Genomic DNA, 18,936 nt, shown 5'->3' with positions numbered 1-18,936 from the left:
TACTGTGGGTCGTATGGCTCGAACTCTGCTGGTTACCAATGATTTCCCGCCACGGCCGGGAGGTATCCAGTCGTATCTGCAGGCGCTGGCCGGACAGTTGTGCCCGGACGATCTGGTCGTCTACGCGCCCCGGTGGCGCGGTGACAGTCACACCCGATTCGACGCGAAACAACCGTTCCAGGTGGTCCGCCACCCCACCACCCTGATGGTGCCCACACCGGCGGTACTACGGCGTGCACGGAAGGTGCTGCGGGCCGAAGGCTGTGAATCGGTGTGGTTCGGCGCGGCCGCGCCGCTGGCCCTGCTGTCCCCGGCGCTGCGCCGCGCCGGCGCGGACCGGATCGTGGCGAGCACCCACGGCCACGAGGTCGGCTGGTCGATGTTGCCGGCCGCGCGACAGGCACTGCGCGTCATCGGCGACCAGACCGATGTCGTCACCTATGTCAGCAAGTACACGCGCCGGCGATTCTCCTCCGCGTTCGGCCCCGAGGCCGCGCTCGAATACCTGCCGCCCGGTGTGGACACCGAGATCTTCCGCCCCGACCCCGCCGCCCGCGCGGAACTCCGGCAGCGCTACGGCCTCGGCGACCGCCCCACGGTGCTGTGCCTGTCCCGGCTGGTGCCGCGCAAAGGTCAGGACGTACTCCTGATCGCCATGCACCGGATCCGCGAACTGGTACCCGGCGCGGTCCTCGTCATCGCCGGCAGCGGCCCCTACGAAGAGCGGCTGCGCGGACTCGCCGATGCCCTGGGCCTCGCCGACGACGTCGTGTTCACCGGCCGCGTGCCCGCGGACGAACTCGCCGCCCATCACACGCTCGCCGACGTATTCGCGATGCCCGCCCGGACCCGCGGCGCGGGACTGGATGTGGAGGGGCTCGGCATCGTCTATCTGGAAGCTTCCGCGTCGGGCGTCCCGGTGGTAGCCGGACTATCGGGCGGCGCCCCGGAAACGGTGCTCGACGGCGAGACGGGACGGGTGGTGGACGGACGCCGTGCCGACCATGTCGCCGAGGCGATCGCCGATATCCTCGCCGACCGCGAGGCGGCCGCCGCGATGGGCGCGGCCGGGCGCGCCTTCGTCGAACGCCAATGGCGTTGGGACGCCCTCGGCGCCCGCCTCCGGCAACTGTTGTACTGACCTTCGCGCACCGCGGTTTCGGACACCTTCGCGGTCCAGCAGGAAGCTGGTGCCGTTACCGAAGGCCGATCTACTACGCTCACCCGGGTGAGCAGTATCCAGGTCGCGGACCAAACCTTCCTCGCCGCCCCCGGCGCCGCGGTGGCGGCCGCGCTGGCGGCCCCGGGTCAATGGCGGCGCTGGTGGCCCGATCTCGAACTGGATATCCGGGAAGATCGCGGCGACAAAGGGATTCGCTGGTCGGTGCGGGGCGCACTGACCGGAACCATGGAAGTATGGCTGGAACCGTCGCTGGACGGCGTGATCCTGCACTACTTCTTACACGCCGAACCCGCGCAGTCGCTGCCGCCACGCAAACTGGCCGCCGCCAACCGGGATCGCCGGGTGGCGGGCAAGGTGATGTCCTTCGAGATCAAGGACCGGCTCGAGGACGACCGCCCGGCCGGGGTCGCTCCGCACGAGAACTGACGAATCCTGCACCGCACCGCCGAAAGGAATCACTGAGAACCTATGGCCGACCGGACCCAGAGATCGATCGTCATCGCGGCGCCCGCAGGGCAGGTGATGTCCGTTATCGCCGATCTGGCGTCCTACCCGGAATGGGTATCGGCGGCCAAGTCGGTGGAGGTGCTCGAGACCGGGCCCGACGGCCGGGCCCGGACCGCCCGGTTCGTGCTGGACGCGGGCGTGGTCAAAGACACCTACGTGCTGTCCTACACGTGGCAGCCCGATGATCTCGCGGTCAGCTGGACACTGGTGAGCGGCGAACTGCAGAAGGCCCAGGAGGGCCGCTACGAACTCGTCGAACAGCCCGGCGGCGGCACCGAGGTGCGTTACGAACTGACCGTGGACCTGACCATTCCGATGATCGGCATGTTCAAACGCAAGGCGGAGAAGGTGATCACCGATACCGCGCTCAAGGAACTGAAGAAACGGGTCGAAGGCTGACCGGGCCGCAACGCTCCGGAGACCATCACCGCGGCGGCGGCCGGCCCGCCCGCGGCGCGCGACCACGCACACGGGTCGAACTGTTCGTCGGTAAGGGCGGTGTCGGAAAGACGACGCTGGCGTGCGCCCGGGCCATGAGTTGCGCCCGGGCCGGTCAGCGGATTCTGGTGGCTTCGCTGGATCAGGCGCACTCCCTGGGCGACGCACTGGGGTTCCGCTTCGCGCACGACGCGGGCACCGTCCCCGGGATCACCCAGGTCGTCCCGGGGCTGGAGGTGATCGAACTGGATTCGCTGGCGCTGCTGGAAGACCGCTTCGGCACCGTCGCCGCGCTGCTGGGTGCGGATCCGGGCCATGATCACGGACTCGATCTGAGCGCACTGGATCCGGCCGAGATCACCGGTTTGCCCGGGGTCCAGGAACTGCTCATGCTGGTGGAGATCGCCCAGTACGCGGCCGAGGACGAATGGGACGCGATCGTCCTGGACTGCCCGCCGACCGCCGATATGCTGCGCATCGTCACCGCACCCGAGACCATGCTCGGCTACCTGGACCGGGTCTGGCCGCCGCATCAGCGGATGATGAGTTCGATCGGCACCGACATCCGCCGGGCCGTCCTGGCGGCGACGGTGCAGCGGATCGTCGCCGCGGTCACCGAGGTCCGGGATCTGCTCGCCGATACCGAGCGCACCAGCGCCCGCCTCATCACGCTGGCCGAACGGGTCTCGGTCGCCGAATCCGCACGCGTGCGATCGGCGACGGCGCTGCTCGGGCTGCGGCTGGACGCGGTGGTGGTGAACAAGGTGCTGGCTCCGGTGCCGCCCCCGGGTCCGGAACCACAGCATCCCGCCGTGCGCTGGTATCTGAACCGCTGTGCCGAACAGTTCGATGTGATCGCCGGGCTGCGGCGCTCGATGCCCGAGATTCCGGTGCTCGTCGCGGGGCATACCGGCGCCGAACCGGTCGGGATCGGCCCGCTGGCCGCGCTGTCGTACGTGGTCGCGGAGGACGCTGTGGGCTCCGAGAGCGAACTCGACGACCGAGTTCGGCTCGACAGCGGCGGCGTGGTGCGCGACGATCCGGGTTCGGCGCCACCGCACGATACCGATACCGCCGCGTCCGGGGTCCGGCTGGAGTCCGGCGCCGGTCTGCAGTCGGTGTACGCGATGCGTATCCATCTGCCGGTCGCCGATCCGGCGACCTTACGACTCGGACGAGTGGAGGACGATTTGATCGTGGGAGCGGACGGCGTCCGCCGCCGGTTGCGCCTGGCACCCGTGCTACGCCGCTGCACTGTCAGCACCGCCGAACTGGACAACGGATACCTCGTGATCCGTTTCCGTCCCGACCCGCAGGAGTGGCCGCAGTGACCGGAACCCGCTATCGCCAGCCCGAGGGCGTCGCCGAATTCGCCGATGAACTCCGCATGCTCGCCGAGGCCGTGCTCGAACGTGTCGAACCGGTCCTGCGCACCGCCGCGGCGGAAGGGCAACCGGAGTGGTCCAATTGCACCTGGTGCCCGCTGTGCGCCGCGGCGGCACTGGTCCGCGGGGAGCATCATGAGGTCCTGAGCACGGTGGCGGCCCACGGCACCGCGATCGTAACGGTGCTGCGCGAAGCGTTGGCCGGGGTGCCGGTGGACCCGGTCGCGCCGCATGATCACGGGCCGGAAACCGCTGCCGCGTACGGTCACCCCCACCACGACTCGGCCGCCGGGCCAGCCGCAACGGCCGCGGCCACCGGAGATACGGATCGGGCGCAGGCGGAGCCCACCGGCGCCGGCAGCTCGCCGGACGAGACCACCGATCCCACCGCGACCGGCGACGCCGCCCCTGATGGCCGGGTCCCGTCCGCCGGGAAGACCCGCTATGTCGGTATCCCCGTGAACATCAAACAATGACCGCATCCGGCCCGGGCGCCCCGCTGACCGTCGGAATCGATATCGGGGGCACCAATATCCGCGCGTCGGTGGTCGACGGCACCGGCGAAGTCCTCGATACGGTGCAGTACCCCACGCCGCATTCGGCGGCGGCGTTGGAGGCCGCGCTCGATCGCGCGGTCCGCGAACTCTCCGCCCGGCACGCACTCGACGCGGTCGGCCTGGCCGTGGCCGGTTTCATCTCGCACGATCGCAGCACCGTGCGTTTCGCCCCGCACCTGCCCTGGCGCGACGCTCCGGTCGCGAAAAGGCTGACCGAGCGGCTCGGGCTCCCCGTCCTGCTCGAACACGACGCCAATGCCGCGATGTGGGCCGAATACCGATTCGGCGCCGCCGCCGGCGGCCACAATGTGGTCCTGGTGGCGATCGGCACCGGTATCGGCGCCGCGCTGCTGATCGACGGCGAACTGTATCGCGGCACCCACGGGGTCGCACCGGAACTCGGCCACCTCCAGGTGGTCCCCCAGGGCCGCGACTGCGGCTGCGGGAAGCGCGGGTGCTGGGAGCGGTACTGCAGCGGCACGGCGCTGGCCGAGACCGCGATCGAACTGCTGGCCACCGATGCCACACCGTCGGCGCTGGCCCGTGAGGTCGTGGCCGATCCGGGCGCGCTCACCGGCCGCCGGGTGGCCGACGCCGCCCACGACGGCGACCCGCTGGCTGTCCGTGTCATGGCGGAATTCGCCCGCTGGCTCGGCCTGGGCCTGGCCTTCGTCGGCGATATCTTCGACCCCGACCTGGTGGTGATCGCCGGCGGGGTGAGCAGTTCGGCGCCACTGTTCCTCGACGAAGCGCGCGAAGAGTACGCGGCCGCGGTCACCGGGCACGGGCATCGGCCGCTGGCCCGCATCCGCACCACCCAGCTCGGGGAGGCGGCCGGAATGATCGGCGCCGCCGAACTGGCCCGCACTGTGTTGAAGGCGCCGCCCGCGGCGTCGCGGGGGTGAGCTGTGTTATCGGCGCGCTGGCGCGCGCGGGGGTTGAGGCCCTCTTGGTCCCGGCGTTCAGCCCTCGAGACTCGCGCCTGCGGCGCATGCGCTTCGAGGGCTGAACGCCGGGACGGGCCTCAACCCTTTGTGGCGTCTCGCTGAACTCGACTCCGGCGGTTACGTCGGCTGCGGGCGATCCGAAATGCCCGAATAGTTGTCGCGGGGCGTTCACGAATACGAAACGCCCTGGTGAAGAGCCGGACCGAAGCTGTGAGTGAGATTATCCGTCGGGGTTGGATGTGATCTGCGACCGGCGGTAGAGTCGGCAGGCGAGAGGCATTCCCCCAATTCCATCCCGGTTCCCGGAGTAAGGACGTCATGTTCTACTGGCTGCTTAAGTTTGTGCTGCTGGGTCCGTTCATCAACCTGTACAACCGGCCCGAGGTGGAGGGCGTGGAGAACATCCCGGCCGACGGCGCGGCCATCATGGCGGGTAACCATCTCTCCTTCGCGGATTGGCTTTTCGCTCCGCTGTCCAGCCCGCGGCGGATCAACTATCTGGCCAAGGCCGAATACTTCAACACCCCGGGGCTGAAGGGCCGGCTGCAGAAGTTCTTCTTCAGCGCCTCCGGTCAGTACCCGATCGACCGCAGTGGCGCCGACGCCGCCGAGGACGCGCTGCACGCGGCCCGCGCACTTCTGGACGAAGGCAGGCTCGTCGGCCTGTACCCGGAGGGAACCCGCTCCCCCGACGGCCGGCTGTACAAGGGCAAAACGGGAATGGCCCGGCTCGCGCTGGAGACCGGGGTCCCGGTGATCCCGGTCGCCGTGACCGGCACCGACGAGGTGAGCCCGCCCGGACCGTTCCGGTGGCGGCGGCGCAAGGTGACGGTGAAGTTCGGCAAACCGATCGATTTCTCCCGCTACGAGGGGATGGGCGGGAACCGCTTCGTCGAGCGCGCGGTCACCGACGAGGTCATGTACGAGCTGATGCGGATGTCGGGTCAGGAGTACGTCGACGTCTACGCCTCCAGCCTGAAGAAGAACGTTCCGTCGGGGCCCACCTCACACCTTCCCCGGATCCCGGAATCAGCCGCGAGCTGAGCCCGGCGCGTACCATGGTCGGATGACGGTTCGCGCCAAGATCTGCGGTATCCGGTCCCGCAAGGACCTGGAAATGGTGGTGAGCGCCGGCGCGGATGCCGTCGGATTCATCTCCGGGACAACCCATTACAGCGAAGATGCCCTGTCCGCCGACGCGGCGGCGGAATTGTGCGCGGCCACCCCCTCGTTCGTGAACCGCGTCCTGGTCACCCATCTCGAGGACGCCCACGCCATTCTCGATCTCGCCGACCGGGTCGGCGTCGACACCATCCAGGTCCACGGACTGGTCGACCGGGACACCCTGCGGGCCGTGCACTCCGCCGCGCACGGTCGGACCATCGTGCGCGCGGTCCACGTCACCGGCGCCGACGCGGCCGCCCGTGCCCGGGAGATCGCCGCCGACTGCGACGCGATCCTGCTCGACTCCCGCACCGCCGATCGGCTCGGCGGTACCGGCCGTACTCATGACTGGTCGGTCAGCGCCCGTATCGTCCACGAGCTCGCGCTCATCGGCCGGCCGGTGATCCTGGCCGGCGGCCTGAACGCCGATAATGTGGATCACGCGATCGGCGCGGTACATCCGTTCGGCGTAGATGTGAACAGCGGCGTCGAAACCGATACGGGGGACAAGGATTTCACCGCGTGCGCGGGATTCGTCAAGACGGCGCACGAAAGCGATCGAGGCCGCCCAGTTCCAGTCCCACGGCGCCGAGCACCAGAGCTCCAGCCAACAGGGTCGCGACGGTGATATCCGCCCCCACCACGACCGCACCGGACGCCGTCGCCACCACCGCCTCGTTGAGACCCACCAAGCCCGCGGTCACTTCGTCGAGATCGCGCAGCGCCAGCCAGTAGAAGGCGAACCCCGGCCCCAGCAGCAGTGCTCCGATGGCGGCGAGGGCCAGCGACTGCCCGGCGCTCGGCCCGGCCCCCGTGACCACCGCGAAACCGAGCAGCGGGGCGCCCAGCGCGGAAGCCGTGAGCAACTGCAGCCCGGCAGCCGATCCACTGGGCCGATCGGCCGATTCCCGCACCACCAGGGTGATCAATCCGGCCACACAGGCCGCGCTGGCGACCGCGAGCGCGCATCCGGCCAGCGCCGGCCCGAGTGCCGTATCCGCAGACTGGTGCCAGGCCACCAGCCAGATCGCCGCACCCACCGCCACCAGTTCCGCCGTCACCACCACCGTGATCGACCGCCGCCCCCGCACGACCTGGGTAATGATCATCAGCACCGGAGCGGTGAGATGCAGCGCCACCACCACCGGCAGCGGCCCGATGTGCAGCGCGGCCACGTAGCACACCAGATTCAGCACCTCGAGGACCCCGAGCCGCAGGAACAACCCTGGCGCGCTCCGGAAGTCCCGCCAGGGGGCGGTGCCGCGCAGCACCGCGACGGCCAGCAGTGCCGCCGCACCGCCGGCGGCGACCGGCGCGGCTGCGAACCCGGCCGCGCCCACACCGGCGATTCCCGCACTCGACGCGCCCCACAGGCTGGTCGCCACGATCAACAGTGCCAGACCGCGCCCGGTCTTCTTCATGAGAGCAGGAAGGTCACGACGGGCAGGATCACCGCGGTGAACGCCGCGAACACCGCGGCTGCCGTCCGCCCCTTGGGTACCGACGGCAGCCGGGTCGCGATCCCGGTGTAGGTGCCGAGAGCGACGAAGAACGTTCCCCAGACGACCAGCGAGCGACTCACCACCGCCCCTAGGTCGTCGGCGAACAGCACGGCCAGCAGCGCGATGGTGACCCCGGCCGGGACCGCCGCGGCAAGGGTCATCGCACCGGCATGACTGTTCATCAGCACGACCGTCCCCTGGAACCCCACCACCTCCTGCGCGTCCCTCGGATGCACGCCCTGCTCCCGGCAGATCATGTCGAAAACCGTGGCCGGATTGACCCGTTCGCTCACCATGCGGCGCACCGCGGTCATGGCCTCCAGCCCCTGCACCGTCGCGTAGGAGGTCACGAAACCCTCGGTGGAGGTGCGGAAACCGCCGCGCGCCGCCGACAGATCCTGCGTCTCCTGCAGTTCCAGCAGTTCCACCAGCCCCCGGCGCACACCGGGGTCGAATACGGCGCGCTCGTCGGCGGTGACCACCGCGCACACCGCGAGATGCAGACTCAGATGCCGCCAGGTGTCGGCGACCGTGCCGCGCCGGAACGGCTCCTCCTCCACGCGTGCCTCCCCCCGGCGCAGGCCGTCCAGCATCCGCTCCACCGTCAGCGCCCGGACCCGGTCGACCCGTTTACCTCCCACCAGGGCGATCTCGGGCCGGGACAGCAGCAGCGCGGCATGCGCGCACGCGTACATCGGCTGCGTCCGCGGATCGTCGTCCAGCAGCAACGACACCACCAGGGAGCTACCCTGCAGCAGTGCGGCGGCAGCCGTCTCGTCGGCCGCGGCCAGGCCCGCCAGCGCGTGCAGTGCGGCTGTGGTCGCCGTCAGCGAGACCGGGCCCACCGGACCGGACAAGCGCCAGCCGCGGGTCTCGGGGTCCCGTTTGGACAGCAGTTCACGCAGGCAACCCACCACCGCGGGATCGGTGGGCGCGACACCCAGGCAGCCCAGCGCCCGCAATCGCCAGGACAGGTCGATCGGCGACCGGAACTCCCAGGCGCCGCTATCGGTGTCCACCACATCGCGCCGCACCAGCGCACGTACCTCGTCGGCCCGCGGCACCGGCCAGGCGGCGGCGGTCAACGCGACCACCGCCTCAGCGGTGTTCTGCGGATTCGGCGGTACATCGGATACCCAGCCCCAGCCGGCGCCGCCGTGCCGATCGCCGAGCTGACTGCGATGCAGCCAATCCACGGCCCAGCCGATCCGCTGCTCGATATTGGACACACCGGCCTCCCTCCCGCACCCTCCACACCGGATTCCGCAGGCGCTCAAGGACTTCGACCACCCTACCGGGACAGTCACGCGGGGGCAGTCGATTACGTCTACGCTGTTGTCCCGATGAACCCCGGAGTGGCGGAACAACTCTCGGGCAGGGCCGGAGGGAGAGATTCGCCGATGTTCAGGACGATGCTGGGGGCGCTCGGCGCGCATACCGCCGAGGTGGAGACCGAACTCTGCACGCCCGGAGTGCAGCCCGGACAGCCGGTGCGCGGCATCATCCGGATGCGCTGCCACGACCGCCCGGCGCGGATCGAGGAGGTCGCGGTCGAGCTGATCACCCGGGTCGAGCACGAAAACGACGACGGTGAACGATCGGCCGATATCGCGTTCGCGCGGCAACCGGTATTCGGCCCGTTCGAACTGCGGCCCGGATATCCGCTGGAGGGACAGTTCGCACTGCACACCCCCTGGGAAACACCGATCACCTTCTACAACGGACGACACCTGCGCGGGATGGCCGTCGCGGTGCGGACCAGGGTCGATGTGGACGGCGGGTTCGACGCCGCCGATACCGATCCCATCGGTGTGGGCGCGCTACCGCCGCAGCATGTCCTGCTCACGGCGGTGGAGTCCTGGGGTTTCGTATTGCGGCACGCCGATGTGGAAGCGGGCCGAGTGGACCGGATCCCGCATCGACTGCCGTTCTTCCAGGAGATCGAATTCGGCCCCTCGCCGCACTTTCCGAGCCTGAACCAGCTCGAGGTGACCTTCCTCGCCGACCCGCACGGCATGTACGTGGTGATCGAAGCCGACAAACGCGCCGTGATGTTCGCGCCCGGACGTGACGTACAGGACGCGATCCGCGTCGATTTCGCCACTTTCGAACAGGTGAACTGGGTCGAGGTGATCGGGCAGCGGCTGCGCCGGCTGTGATTTTCGGCGGGCTGGATCGGTGCGAGAGTCGGGTGCAGGCGACAAGTGGGCGCACCCACGAACACGAGGGCGGGCCCGCACGCGAACACCAGACGTGAGCCCCCACGCGAACACCAGACGTGAGCCCCCACGCGAACACCAGACGTGAGCCCCCACGCGAACACCAGACGTGAGCCCCCACGCGAACACCAGACGTGAGCCCCCACGCGAACACCAGACGTGAGCCCCCACGCGAACACCAGACGTGAGCCCCCACGCGAACACCAGACGTGAGCCCCCACGCGAACACCAGACGTGAGCCCCCACGCGAACACCAGACGTGAGCCCCCACGCGAACACCAGACGTGAGCCCCCACGCGAAGGTCTGTGTCTATTTGCGCCGCCTGCGGCGTCGCGGGGTTGAGGCCCCCTTGGTCCCGGCGTTCAGCCCTCGAGACTCGCGCCTGCGGCGCATGCGCTTCGAGGGCTGAACGCCGGGACGGGCCTCAACCCTTTAAGTGTCTCGCTGAACTCGACGCGGGGGGTTGCGTCGCGCACCGAACTCACGATCCTCGGCCCGCAGTCCGCACCGGTGAGCCCCCGAATGTTTCGCTCCGCGGAACGTCGCACAGCCCGCGTCCAGCCTCAGACGGCTCACGAAGGAGCAGGTCGCGCGGTGAACCCGCACCTTCCGGATCTACATCACTGTTCGCGCGCGCCTCAACCGCCTCCCTCCGCGAAAGGCCGCACCCTCCGTACACCGAGTCAAGTGAGGGCTACAACCGACCAGATTTCGGCTCGCCCCGTTCCTGGACGCCCGAACCGCATGTATCGGCCCCGAACGGCAAGACCTAGAAGGGCCTACTACATGGTCGGGGCCCGCCCCGGTTCTGGAGCGCCGGAGTGAAGGAGCGCAGCGACTGAGCGCCGGAGTGAAGAACCGGGGTTGACGAGGGCCCCGACCCGCGCCGCCGAAGGCGGCGCAATAAACACAGATATCGCCAGCGCAGCCCAGCTGTGGTTAGCTTTCGTGCCATGAGCACGCCGCACCTTGTTTCCCCCGCCGAGTACCTGCCTCGCGACACCGCGGATGTCGTTCGCACCGTGCGGAATTCCCGGGACCATTCCAGGCCGCTCACCGTCCACGGGGGCGATCCCGCCGCCGACGGCGGGCTCGACCTGCCGGATCAGCAGACGGTGGTGTCGCTGCGTCGGATGAACGCGATCGTCGATCTGAACCTCGGCCGCCGCACCGTGCGGGTGCAGGCAGGCGCGCGCCTGTCCGATATCGACCGCAGGCTGGCCGCGCACGGCCTGGGCCTACCCGTGGTCGGCGATCATCGCGATATCACCGCGGGTGGTTTCGCCTCGGTCGGCGGCGTGAGCACCGCGTCGCACCGGCACGGCCTGTTCATCGATCAGATCGCCGATCTGGAGTACGTCGATACGGATGGCCGGATCGGCACCTGCGGCAGAACCCACCACACCGAGCGGTTCCATCGGATCCTCGGCGCCGGCGGCCGGGCGGGCATCATCACCGCGCTCACCCTCGACGCCGTGCAGGTCGACAAGGACAACACCTGGCTGTCCACCGATTCGCACCGCTTCCTCGATTTCGACAGTTTCGTCGATTACGCCTATGCCGAGGTCTGCCGGCCGCGCGACGCCGTGCTGCAGGTGGGACGCTGGGTGGATACCGCCCCGCTCAAGGTCTCTCGCCCGGTCGGCGCCGGCCAGGTGCAACTCGGTACCGTGCGTTTCGGCCAATGGTCCAGCCTCTACCCCACCGCACCCACCCGGTCGCTGCGAGCGCGCCGCGAGGTCGGCAGCCGGGCCCGGAAATCGCTGGGCGCCATCGCTTCGGCCACTCCAGGGAAGGCCGGTATGCCGGTCCGCAACGCCGCCGCGGGCGCGGTGATGTTCACACCCAAGGTGCTGACGTTGCGTGACGCCGAATACCTGGCCGACACGGTGATCAGCTCCTCCGAGCGGGGCGCGGCCTACCGGGTCGGTGTCTTCGCTCCGCTGTCGAACTACACCTCGGTGTTCTACCGCCTGCACGATCTCTTCAACGGGCATCGCGAGCGGACCGGCTGCTTCACCGTCATCTCCGCCATGACCTACGGGGTGCGCTCAGCGCATCTGCGCGCCGAGTCCGCGGCGCACAGCCTGCCCGCCACCGACCACGGCCTGATCACCTTCACTTGCCGGCTGCGCCCGCAGGCGCTGCCCTCGGAGCAGTTGCGCGATATCGTCACCGGGATCGAGGAGATCTGCCGTTCGGAGAACAGCATGCGCTACGAATCGGTCGACTGAGCTGTGTCTGTTGCCCCGCCTTCGGCGGGGCGGGTCGGGGCCCTCGTCAACCCCGGTTCTTCACTCCTCCGCTCAGTCGCTGCGCTCCTTCGCTCCGTCGCTCCAGAACCGGGGCGTGCCCCGACCACAGAACGATGACCATCCGGAGAGGTGGTCGTAGGGTGGTTATTTCTGTCGATCGGTGGCTGCGCGCCTTCGCTCGCTCGCTCCAGAAACCGGCCGGTCGCGTCCGCGGGAGGGTGACCGGCCAAAGGAGTGCTGTCGCTCGGAACCAGAAAACCCTGCTGCCCGAAAGGACAGCAGGGTTTTTGCTTGTGCCGAGGTCCAGCGATCTCGGGTCTGTCGAGTTATGCCGACTGCGTGTGGCACTCGTCCGTGCACACTGCCCGTCCACTCCGGCGGGAGTGAAGAACCGGGGTCTCGAGGGCCCCGGCCCCGACCCGCTGGAGGCGGGACGGACAGTTCAGTGCTTCTCGGGGCCGAGGTAGTACTCGAACACCAGGCCGCCGGCGGCGGTCAGGATCAGGATCACACCGAGCGCGAGCAGCCAGGGCTCGAAGAAGGCGAAGCCCAGGCCGGTCACCGCGGCCGCGCCGGCCAACAGGATGGGCCAGTAGCTGCCGGGCGAGAAGAAGCCCAGATCACCGGCGCCGTCCACGATCTCGGCGTCCTCGAAGTCCTCCGGGCGCAGATCCAGCCGACGGGCCACGAAGCGGAAGTAGGTGCCGATGATCAGCGACAGTCCCGCGGTGAGGACGATCGCCGTGGTACCGGCCCATTCGATCCCGGTCCGCGACTGGGAGGTGAAGAAGCCGTAGATGACGCCCACGAGAATGAAGAATGCCGTGAGCAGTTCGAACAACCGTGCTTCGATCCTCATCTCAGATCAGCCCTCACTTGCTCTCGGTGGTGTCGGTTTTGACCGTGCGATCGGTGTTGAACGGCTGCGTCGAGGTGGCCACCGGCGATTCGCCGATGGATTCGAGTGCGGCCGCGTTGGTCATACCCGATTCCCGTGCCTGGATGTAGCGCTGGAACTTGTCCGGCGAGACAGCCCGGACCTCGAAGTTCATCATCGAGTGGAAGGTGCCGCACATTTCCGCGCAGCGGCCCACGAACGCGCCTTCTCGGTCGATCTCACTGATCTGGAAGACGTTGTCGGAGTTGTTCTCCTTCGGGTTCGGCATCACATCCCGTTTGAACAGGAACTCCGGAACCCAGAACGCGTGGATGACATCGGCGGCGGCCAGCTGGAACTCGATCACCTTGCCGGTCGGGAGGACCAGGACGGGCACCTCGGTGCTGCTGCCGATCGTCTCGATCTTGTTGTAGTGCAGGTACGAGAGGATGTCGTTCTCGGGACGGCCGTGCACCGGACCCGGCTGCGGGTGACCCTCTTCGTTGGTGCGTTCCGCGTATTCCTGCAGCTGCTGCTGGTTCAGGTCCTCGCGGGCGGTGTCGACGCCGTTGTAGGTGAAGCCGTTCTTCAGATCGACGTCGCGGTAACCGAATTTCCAGTTCCACTGGAACGCCGTCACGTCGACGACGACATCCGGGTTGTCGACCTTCTCGTGCACATAGTTCTGCACGACCACGGTGAAGTAGAACAGCACCGCGATGATCACGAACGGAATCGCGGTGTAGGTGAGTTCGAGCGGCACGTTGTAGCCGGTCTGCCGGGGGAATTCCGGCGAGTTCTTCTTCTTGCGGTGGAACACGACGGTCCAGAAGGTCAGGCCCCAGACCAGCACGCCCATGATGAGGGCCGCGACCACCGACCACGTCCACAGCTCACGCATACGGTGGGCCTGCGGGGTGACACCCGAGGGCCAGCCGAACCGCAACCACACATTGTCGATCGAGCAGCCGGAAACGAGCATGGTGGTGATCCCGAGGGATACCGCCAACCCGGCCCGCCGCAGGACACGACCCCGCCGCCGGGCAGGCCGTGCCCCGATCTCGTCGCTCGCCTTGTGCGCCACGCTCAACGCCTTCCTGGTCGCCACACATTCCGACATCGCATCCCCGTGGCGGGACCCGCCGCCGGGGACACAGACAAACAGCTCGTTCGGGCTACCCGGGCGGCTCCGCGCACCGCGCGACACCACCCGGAAGAGTCCGAGTACTACGCAGCGTAGACCAAACTCGCGCCCGGTACGCCGTCGGGTCGGCTTCGACACTCCGTAGGGTGGCGGCCGGGCCGAGCGGAGGTGAATCGCACGGAGAAACCGAACGTGCGGCATACTCGGACACTAGATTTCGCCTGCCGCGCCGAGCCCCTCGGTGCGGATCTCCTACCAGTGGAAACGAGGTTAGCGCCGCAGTGTGTGGACTGCTCGGATTTCTGACGTCCGATACCGCAGCGCCGGAAACGGTGGAGCGGGTGTACGAAGCCCTGCACTGTGTGCGGCACCGGGGCCCCGACGAGCGCGGTACCTGGCACGACGACCAGTTGATCTTCGGTTTCAACCGGCTGTCGATCATCGATATCGAGCATTCGCACCAGCCGCTGCGCTGGGGCCCCGCCGACGATCCGCAGCGCTACGCGCTCACCTTCAACGGCGAGATCTACAACTACCTCGAATTGCGCGAGGAGCTGGCACGCGAGCACGCCGCGGAGTTCGGCGAGCAGCCCATGTTCGCCACCGAGGGTGACGGCGAGGCCATCGTCGCGGCGTTCCACTACTGGGGCCCCGAGGCGGTCCGGCGACTGCGCGGCATGTTCGCGTTCGCGATCTGGGACACCCACACCCGGGAGCTGTTCCTCGCCCGCGATCCCTTCGGGATCAAACCGTTGTTCCTGGCCACCGGCCCCGGTGGCACGGCGTTCGGCAGCGAGAAGAAGAGCCTGCTGGAACTGCTGCCCGACCTCGGGCTCGACGAATCGCTCGACCACCGCGCGCTCGAGCACTACACGGTGCTGCAGTACGTTCCGGAGCCGGAGACCCTGCACGCCGGTATCCGCCGCCTGGAATCGGGCAGCTACGCCGTCGTCCGCGGTGGCGCCGAACCGGTCGTCACCCGCTATTTCGTGCCGTCGTTCCGGGTACGGCCCTTCGCCGCCGGTACGGAACCGGCCCGCTACGCCGAGATCGCGGCCGCGCTCGAGGATTCGGTCGCCAAACATATGCGCGCCGATGTCACCGTCGGCTCGTTCCTCTCCGGTGGGATCGACTCCACCGCTATCGCGGCGCTGGCCATGCGGCACAACCCGAAGCTCATCACCTTCACCACCGGCTTCGAACGTGAGGGCTATTCCGAGGTCGACGTGGCCGCCGAGAGCGCGGCCGCCATCGGCGCCCGACATATCGTGAAGGTCGTCTCCCCCGCCGAGTTCGCCGCCGCCATCCCGGAGATCGTCTGGTATCTGGACGACCCGGTGGCCGACCCGGCGCTGGTACCGCTGTACTTCGTGGCGAAAGAAGCGCGCAAGCACGTCAAGGTCGTGCTCTCGGGTGAGGGCGCCGACGAACTGTTCGGCGGCTACACCATCTACCGGGAGCCGCTGTCGCTCGCCCCGTTCGACAAACTGCCCGGTGGCCTGCGCCGGTTGGCGGGCAAGGTCTCCGACCTGATCCCCGACGGCACCCGCGGGAAGAGCCTGCTGCACCGCGGGTCGCTGCCCCTGGAGCAGCGGTATTACGGCAACGCCCGCAGTTTCAACGACGCGCAACTGCGCTCGGTGTTGCGCGAGTTCCGCCCGGAATGGACCCATCAGGACGTCACCGCCGCGCTCTACGAGCAGTCGGCCGGCTGGGACCCGGTGGCGCGCATGCAGCATCTGGACCTGTTCACCTGGTTGCGCGGCGACATCTTGGTCAAGGCCGACAAGATAACCATGGCGAATTCGCTGGAGTTGCGGGTGCCGTTCCTGGACTCCGAGGTGTTCCGGGTGGCCGAGCAGATCCCGCTGGACCAGAAGATCACCAAGGACACCACCAAGTACGCCCTGCGGCAGGCGCTCGAGGGCATCGTGCCGGGGCATGTGCTGCACCGCGCCAAACTCGGGTTCCCGGTGCCGCTGCGGCATTGGCTGCGCGGCACCGAACTCTACGACTGGGCCCGGCAGCAGATCATCGAATCGCAGACCGATCACCTCCTGGACAAGGCCGCCGTTACCGCCATGCTCGATGCGCACCGGGCCGGGGACTCCGATCACAGCCGCCGGCTGTGGACGTTGCTGGTGTTCATGATCTGGCACGGGATCTTCGTGGAGGACCGGATCAAGCCGGAGATCGCCGAACCCGCCTACCCGGTCCACGTGTAGCCGCGGTCCGGCTCCCGGGACACGCGAAGGCCCGCTCACCGTGGTGAGCGGGCCTTCGCTTATCCCGGCGCCGTCCGACGGCGCCACGGGTCCTCAGCGCAGGAGCGGTTCCAGTTCGGCGGCCGCTTCCGCGCCGTAGGCCTCGCCGAGACGTTTGAGCGCCGCATCGGGGTCCAGCGTCCATTCCTGGGTGCCGACCGTCTCCAGCACGAGCACCGCGACCAGCGATCCCAGCTGAGCCGCGCGTTCGAGGCTCAGGCCCGCGCTGTGCGCGGTGAGGAATCCGGCCCGGAACGCATCGCCCACACCGGTCGGATCGACCTTGGCGTTCTCCGGCACGGCATCGACGCGCACCTCGGTGCCGTCGGTGTCGACCACCAGGACGCCGTCCTTGCCGAGGGTGGTCACCCGCACACCCACCCGGGTGGCGATTTCTTCCTCGGTGAGGCCCGTCTTCTGCTTGAGCAGGCCCCATTCGTACTCGTTGGTGAACAGGTAGGTGGAACCTTCGATCAGCTGCACCGCCTGGTCGCCGTCCAGCCGGGCCAGCTGCTGGGACGGATCCGCGGCGAACGGAACACCGAGTTCACGGCATTCGGCGGTATGCCGCAACATCGCCTCGGGATCGTTCGCGCCCACGAGGACCAGATCCAGCTGCCGCTCCTCGGCCAGCGCGGTGAGCGAGATATCGCCCGCCTCGCTCATCGCACCGGGATAGAACGAGGCGATCTGGGCCATGTCCTCATCGGTGGTGCAGACGAACCGGGCGGTATGGGCGGATTCGGACACCCGGACCACCGAACAGTCGACGCCGTGGGACTCCAGCCACTGCCGGTACTCGTCGAAATCCCGGCCCACCGAACCGATCAACAGCGGTGATTTCTTGAGCAGGCCCATGGCATAGGCGATATTGCCCGCGACCCCGCCGCGGCGGATCACGAGGTCGTCGACGAGAAAACTCAGCGAGACATGCTCGAGCTGATCGGGCAGCAGTACATCGGCGAAACGGCCGGAGAAACGCATGAGATGGTCGGTCGCGATGGACGCGGATACAGCAATGGACACGAAAGTGGGCCCCTTCGGAATCAGCGCGAACAAGAAAGTGAACGGGGCTTTGCCCCCGGTTCACCGTATCAATTCGCCGGGGCTACGACTACGTGTCGTAACCGGCTCCGCGACAAGTTGATCGTCACGTAACCCGGTCTATCCGTGCGTACCGGGCCGGCGCTGTCACCGGCCCGGGGACACTCAGTTGAACGAGTCGCCGCAGGCGCAGGAGCCGGTGGCGTTCGGGTTGTCGATGGTGAAACCCTGCTTCTCGATGGTGTCGACGAAATCGATCGCGGCGCCCTGCACGTACGGCGCGCTCATCCGATCGACAGCCAGCTTGACGCCGCCGAACTCCGCGGTCAGGTCGCCGTCGAGGGTGCGGTCGTCGAAGAAGAGCTGGTAGCGCAGACCGGCGCAGCCGCCCGGCTGCACCGCGATCCGCAGCGCGAGATCGTCCCGGCCCTCCTGATCGAGCAGCGCCTTGGCCTTGTCCGCGGCGGCATCGGTCAGCTTCACACCGTGGGTTGTGGTGGCGGTGTCGTTCTGCACACTCATGAACTCTCCTATGGACAGCGTGGTCGGTCCGTGAACAGCGCACGGTTCAGGGTGGGACAACACCCTCGGACGGGCTGCTATTCCCTATCTTGCCATCTCCGGGGCCCGCGGCGACACCACCGTGCCGGTCCCGGCGACCGGGCTCGGGTGCGCGCCGCCACGACCGGCCCGGCCGGTGCTCGGCCGCACCTGTGCCACCGCCCCGGGTACGGGCCGGTCAGCTGACCGATTAGCCTGGTTACCGTGAAGTTGTTCCGACGCGGTGAGTCCAGCGGTACCGATGTGTCCGCAGACGGCTCGCGGGCCGCGACCGCCACCGCGAGCGCCACCGAGGCCGATACGGCCGCGGCCAAGGCCGCGCCCACGGCAGGCAAGGGCCGGCCCACCCCGAGCCGGCGCGATGCCGAGGGCAGACGCCGCGGCCCGGTCTCGCCGCCGCCCATGACCTCGAAGGAAGCACGCGCCCGGCGTAAGGAAACGCGTGGCTCGAAGGAGGATCGCAAGTCCGCTTCCGCCGACCGCCGCGCCGCCGCGCAGGACCGGCGTGCCCGGATGCTGGCGGGTGAGGACAAGTATCTGCTGCCCCGCGATCAGGGGCCGGTCCGCGCGTTCGTGCGCGATATCGTCGACGGCCGCCGCAATCTGGTCGGGCTGTTCATGCCGATGGCGCTGCTGCTGATCCTGACCATGTTCGCCGCCCCCGCCTGGCAGTCGATCATCACCCTGGCCATGCTGGTCATGATGGCTTTCATGATGGCCGAGGGTTTCCTGCTCGGCCGCGTGGTCAACCGCCGGGTCCGGGAACGCTTCCCGAAATCCACCGATACCGGTTTCCGACTGGGCTGGTACGCGTTCGTGCGCGCGTCCCAGCTGCGCAAGATGCGCGCACCGAAGCCGCGAGTCGGCCCCGGCGACGCGATCTGATCC

General features: G+C 68.5%; 18 protein-coding genes. 12 read left to right on the top strand and 6 right to left on the bottom strand.

Annotated features, from left to right (window positions below; genetic code table 11):
- Positions 1-13: 13 nt before the first annotated feature.
- The 8 genes from OG804_RS30965 to OG804_RS30930 all read left to right on the top strand — a co-directional run bounded on the left by OG804_RS30965 (position 14) and on the right by OG804_RS30930 (position 6,809).
- Positions 14-1,141, top strand: coding sequence for a glycosyltransferase family 4 protein (locus tag OG804_RS30965; protein WP_328392175.1), 1,128 nt, complete (start codon positions 14-16; stop codon positions 1,139-1,141).
- 87 nt (positions 1,142-1,228) lie between these two features.
- Positions 1,229-1,609 (top strand): polyketide cyclase / dehydrase and lipid transport, encoded by a 381-nt coding sequence (locus tag OG804_RS30960; RefSeq protein ID WP_328392174.1) that lies wholly within the window; start codon positions 1,229-1,231, stop codon positions 1,607-1,609.
- Between the two features lie 42 nt (positions 1,610-1,651).
- Entirely contained in the window at positions 1,652-2,089 is a 438-nt protein-coding gene (locus tag OG804_RS30955; protein ID WP_328392173.1) for an SRPBCC family protein, read from the top strand.
- Positions 2,090-2,169: 80 nt separating this feature from the next.
- Complete coding sequence (locus OG804_RS30950; protein WP_328398847.1) at positions 2,170-3,459, top strand: ArsA family ATPase; 1,290 nt, start codon at positions 2,170-2,172, stop codon at positions 3,457-3,459.
- Positions 3,456-3,989 carry a hypothetical protein gene (locus OG804_RS30945; protein WP_328392172.1) on the top strand — a complete coding sequence of 178 codons (534 nt, stop codon included), beginning with the start codon at positions 3,456-3,458 and terminating at the stop codon, positions 3,987-3,989. The genes OG804_RS30950 and OG804_RS30945 overlap by 4 nt, the downstream gene beginning before the upstream one ends.
- Positions 3,986-4,975 carry an ROK family protein gene (locus tag OG804_RS30940; protein WP_328392171.1) on the top strand — a complete coding sequence of 330 codons (990 nt, stop codon included), beginning with the start codon at positions 3,986-3,988 and terminating at the stop codon, positions 4,973-4,975. The genes OG804_RS30945 and OG804_RS30940 overlap by 4 nt, the downstream gene beginning before the upstream one ends.
- Before the next feature lie 360 nt (positions 4,976-5,335).
- Complete coding sequence (locus OG804_RS30935; protein WP_328392170.1) at positions 5,336-6,061, top strand: lysophospholipid acyltransferase family protein; 726 nt, start codon at positions 5,336-5,338, stop codon at positions 6,059-6,061.
- Positions 6,062-6,083: 22 nt separating this feature from the next.
- The gene (locus tag OG804_RS30930) at positions 6,084-6,809 is read left to right on the top strand and encodes a phosphoribosylanthranilate isomerase (RefSeq protein WP_328392169.1); all 726 of its coding nucleotides are present in this window, start codon (positions 6,084-6,086) and stop codon (positions 6,807-6,809) included.
- Here the strand turns inward: OG804_RS30930 and OG804_RS30925 are convergent.
- Positions 6,718-7,602 carry a DMT family transporter gene (locus tag OG804_RS30925; protein ID WP_328392168.1) on the bottom strand — a complete coding sequence of 295 codons (885 nt, stop codon included), beginning with the start codon at positions 7,600-7,602 and terminating at the stop codon, positions 6,718-6,720. The genes OG804_RS30930 and OG804_RS30925 overlap by 92 nt on opposite strands.
- A complete protein-coding gene (locus OG804_RS30920; RefSeq protein ID WP_328392167.1) occupies positions 7,599-8,912 on the bottom strand; it encodes a hypothetical protein in 1,314 nt (437 codons plus the stop codon). Before OG804_RS30920 ends, OG804_RS30925 begins: the two co-directional genes overlap by 4 nt.
- A 171-nt stretch (positions 8,913-9,083) precedes the next feature.
- Between OG804_RS30920 and OG804_RS30915 the strand changes: the two genes are divergently transcribed.
- Both OG804_RS30915 and OG804_RS30910 read left to right on the top strand, forming a co-directional pair.
- Positions 9,084-9,842 (top strand): sporulation protein, encoded by a 759-nt coding sequence (locus tag OG804_RS30915; protein WP_328392166.1) that lies wholly within the window; start codon positions 9,084-9,086, stop codon positions 9,840-9,842.
- A gap of 1,014 nt (positions 9,843-10,856) precedes the next feature.
- A complete protein-coding gene (locus tag OG804_RS30910; protein WP_328392165.1) occupies positions 10,857-12,137 on the top strand; it encodes an FAD-binding oxidoreductase in 1,281 nt (426 codons plus the stop codon).
- A 463-nt stretch (positions 12,138-12,600) separates the two neighbouring features.
- On the opposite strand, the gene OG804_RS30905 is transcribed toward OG804_RS30910, so the two are convergent.
- Both OG804_RS30905 and ctaC read right to left on the bottom strand, forming a co-directional pair.
- Complete coding sequence (locus OG804_RS30905) at positions 12,601-13,017, bottom strand: cytochrome c oxidase subunit 4 (RefSeq protein WP_328392164.1); 417 nt, start codon at positions 13,015-13,017, stop codon at positions 12,601-12,603.
- Positions 13,018-13,030: 13 nt separating this feature from the next.
- Positions 13,031-14,017, bottom strand: coding sequence for an aa3-type cytochrome oxidase subunit II (ctaC, locus tag OG804_RS30900; RefSeq protein WP_328398845.1), 987 nt, complete (start codon positions 14,015-14,017; stop codon positions 13,031-13,033).
- A 443-nt stretch (positions 14,018-14,460) separates the two neighbouring features.
- Here ctaC and asnB point away from each other — a divergent pair, with 443 nt between their 5' ends.
- A complete protein-coding gene (gene asnB, locus OG804_RS30895; protein WP_328392163.1) occupies positions 14,461-16,404 on the top strand; it encodes an asparagine synthase (glutamine-hydrolyzing) in 1,944 nt (647 codons plus the stop codon).
- Between the two features lie 93 nt (positions 16,405-16,497).
- Here the strand turns inward: asnB and OG804_RS30890 are convergent, their stop codons facing one another.
- Positions 16,498-17,469 carry a carbohydrate kinase family protein gene (locus OG804_RS30890; RefSeq protein WP_328392162.1) on the bottom strand — a complete coding sequence of 324 codons (972 nt, stop codon included), beginning with the start codon at positions 17,467-17,469 and terminating at the stop codon, positions 16,498-16,500.
- Between the two features lie 183 nt (positions 17,470-17,652).
- The gene (locus tag OG804_RS30885) at positions 17,653-18,009 is read right to left on the bottom strand and encodes a HesB/IscA family protein (RefSeq protein WP_328392161.1); all 357 of its coding nucleotides are present in this window, start codon (positions 18,007-18,009) and stop codon (positions 17,653-17,655) included.
- 243 nt (positions 18,010-18,252) lie between these two features.
- On the opposite strand from OG804_RS30885, the gene OG804_RS30880 reads away from it, so the two are divergent.
- Positions 18,253-18,933 (top strand): DUF3043 domain-containing protein, encoded by a 681-nt coding sequence (locus OG804_RS30880; protein WP_442941678.1) that lies wholly within the window; start codon positions 18,253-18,255, stop codon positions 18,931-18,933.
- The last annotated feature ends 3 nt before the right edge of the window (positions 18,934-18,936 follow it).

Source organism: Nocardia sp. NBC_00416 (assembly GCF_036032445.1).
Classification (GTDB): domain Bacteria; phylum Actinomycetota; class Actinomycetes; order Mycobacteriales; family Mycobacteriaceae; genus Nocardia.
The sequence above is the reverse complement of the archived record's forward strand: the minus strand, read 5'-3'. Positions and strand labels throughout refer to the sequence as shown.

Coding starts and splice junctions, on each gene's coding strand:
- OG804_RS30910 (WP_328392165.1), top strand. CDS start 10,857: ATGAGCACGCCGCACCTTGTTTCCCCCGCCGAGTACCTGCCTCGCGAC.
- OG804_RS30935 (WP_328392170.1), top strand. CDS start 5,336: ATGTTCTACTGGCTGCTTAAGTTTGTGCTGCTGGGTCCGTTCATCAAC.
- OG804_RS30965 (WP_328392175.1), top strand. CDS start 14: ATGGCTCGAACTCTGCTGGTTACCAATGATTTCCCGCCACGGCCGGGA.
- OG804_RS30930 (WP_328392169.1), top strand. CDS start 6,084: ATGACGGTTCGCGCCAAGATCTGCGGTATCCGGTCCCGCAAGGACCTG.
- ctaC (WP_328398845.1), bottom strand. CDS start 14,017: ATGCTCGTTTCCGGCTGCTCGATCGACAATGTGTGGTTGCGGTTCGGC.
- OG804_RS30925 (WP_328392168.1), bottom strand. CDS start 7,602: ATGAAGAAGACCGGGCGCGGTCTGGCACTGTTGATCGTGGCGACCAGC.
- OG804_RS30905 (WP_328392164.1), bottom strand. CDS start 13,017: ATGAGGATCGAAGCACGGTTGTTCGAACTGCTCACGGCATTCTTCATT.
- OG804_RS30885 (WP_328392161.1), bottom strand. CDS start 18,009: ATGAGTGTGCAGAACGACACCGCCACCACAACCCACGGTGTGAAGCTG.
- OG804_RS30955 (WP_328392173.1), top strand. CDS start 1,652: ATGGCCGACCGGACCCAGAGATCGATCGTCATCGCGGCGCCCGCAGGG.
- OG804_RS30940 (WP_328392171.1), top strand. CDS start 3,986: ATGACCGCATCCGGCCCGGGCGCCCCGCTGACCGTCGGAATCGATATC.
- OG804_RS30915 (WP_328392166.1), top strand. CDS start 9,084: ATGTTCAGGACGATGCTGGGGGCGCTCGGCGCGCATACCGCCGAGGTG.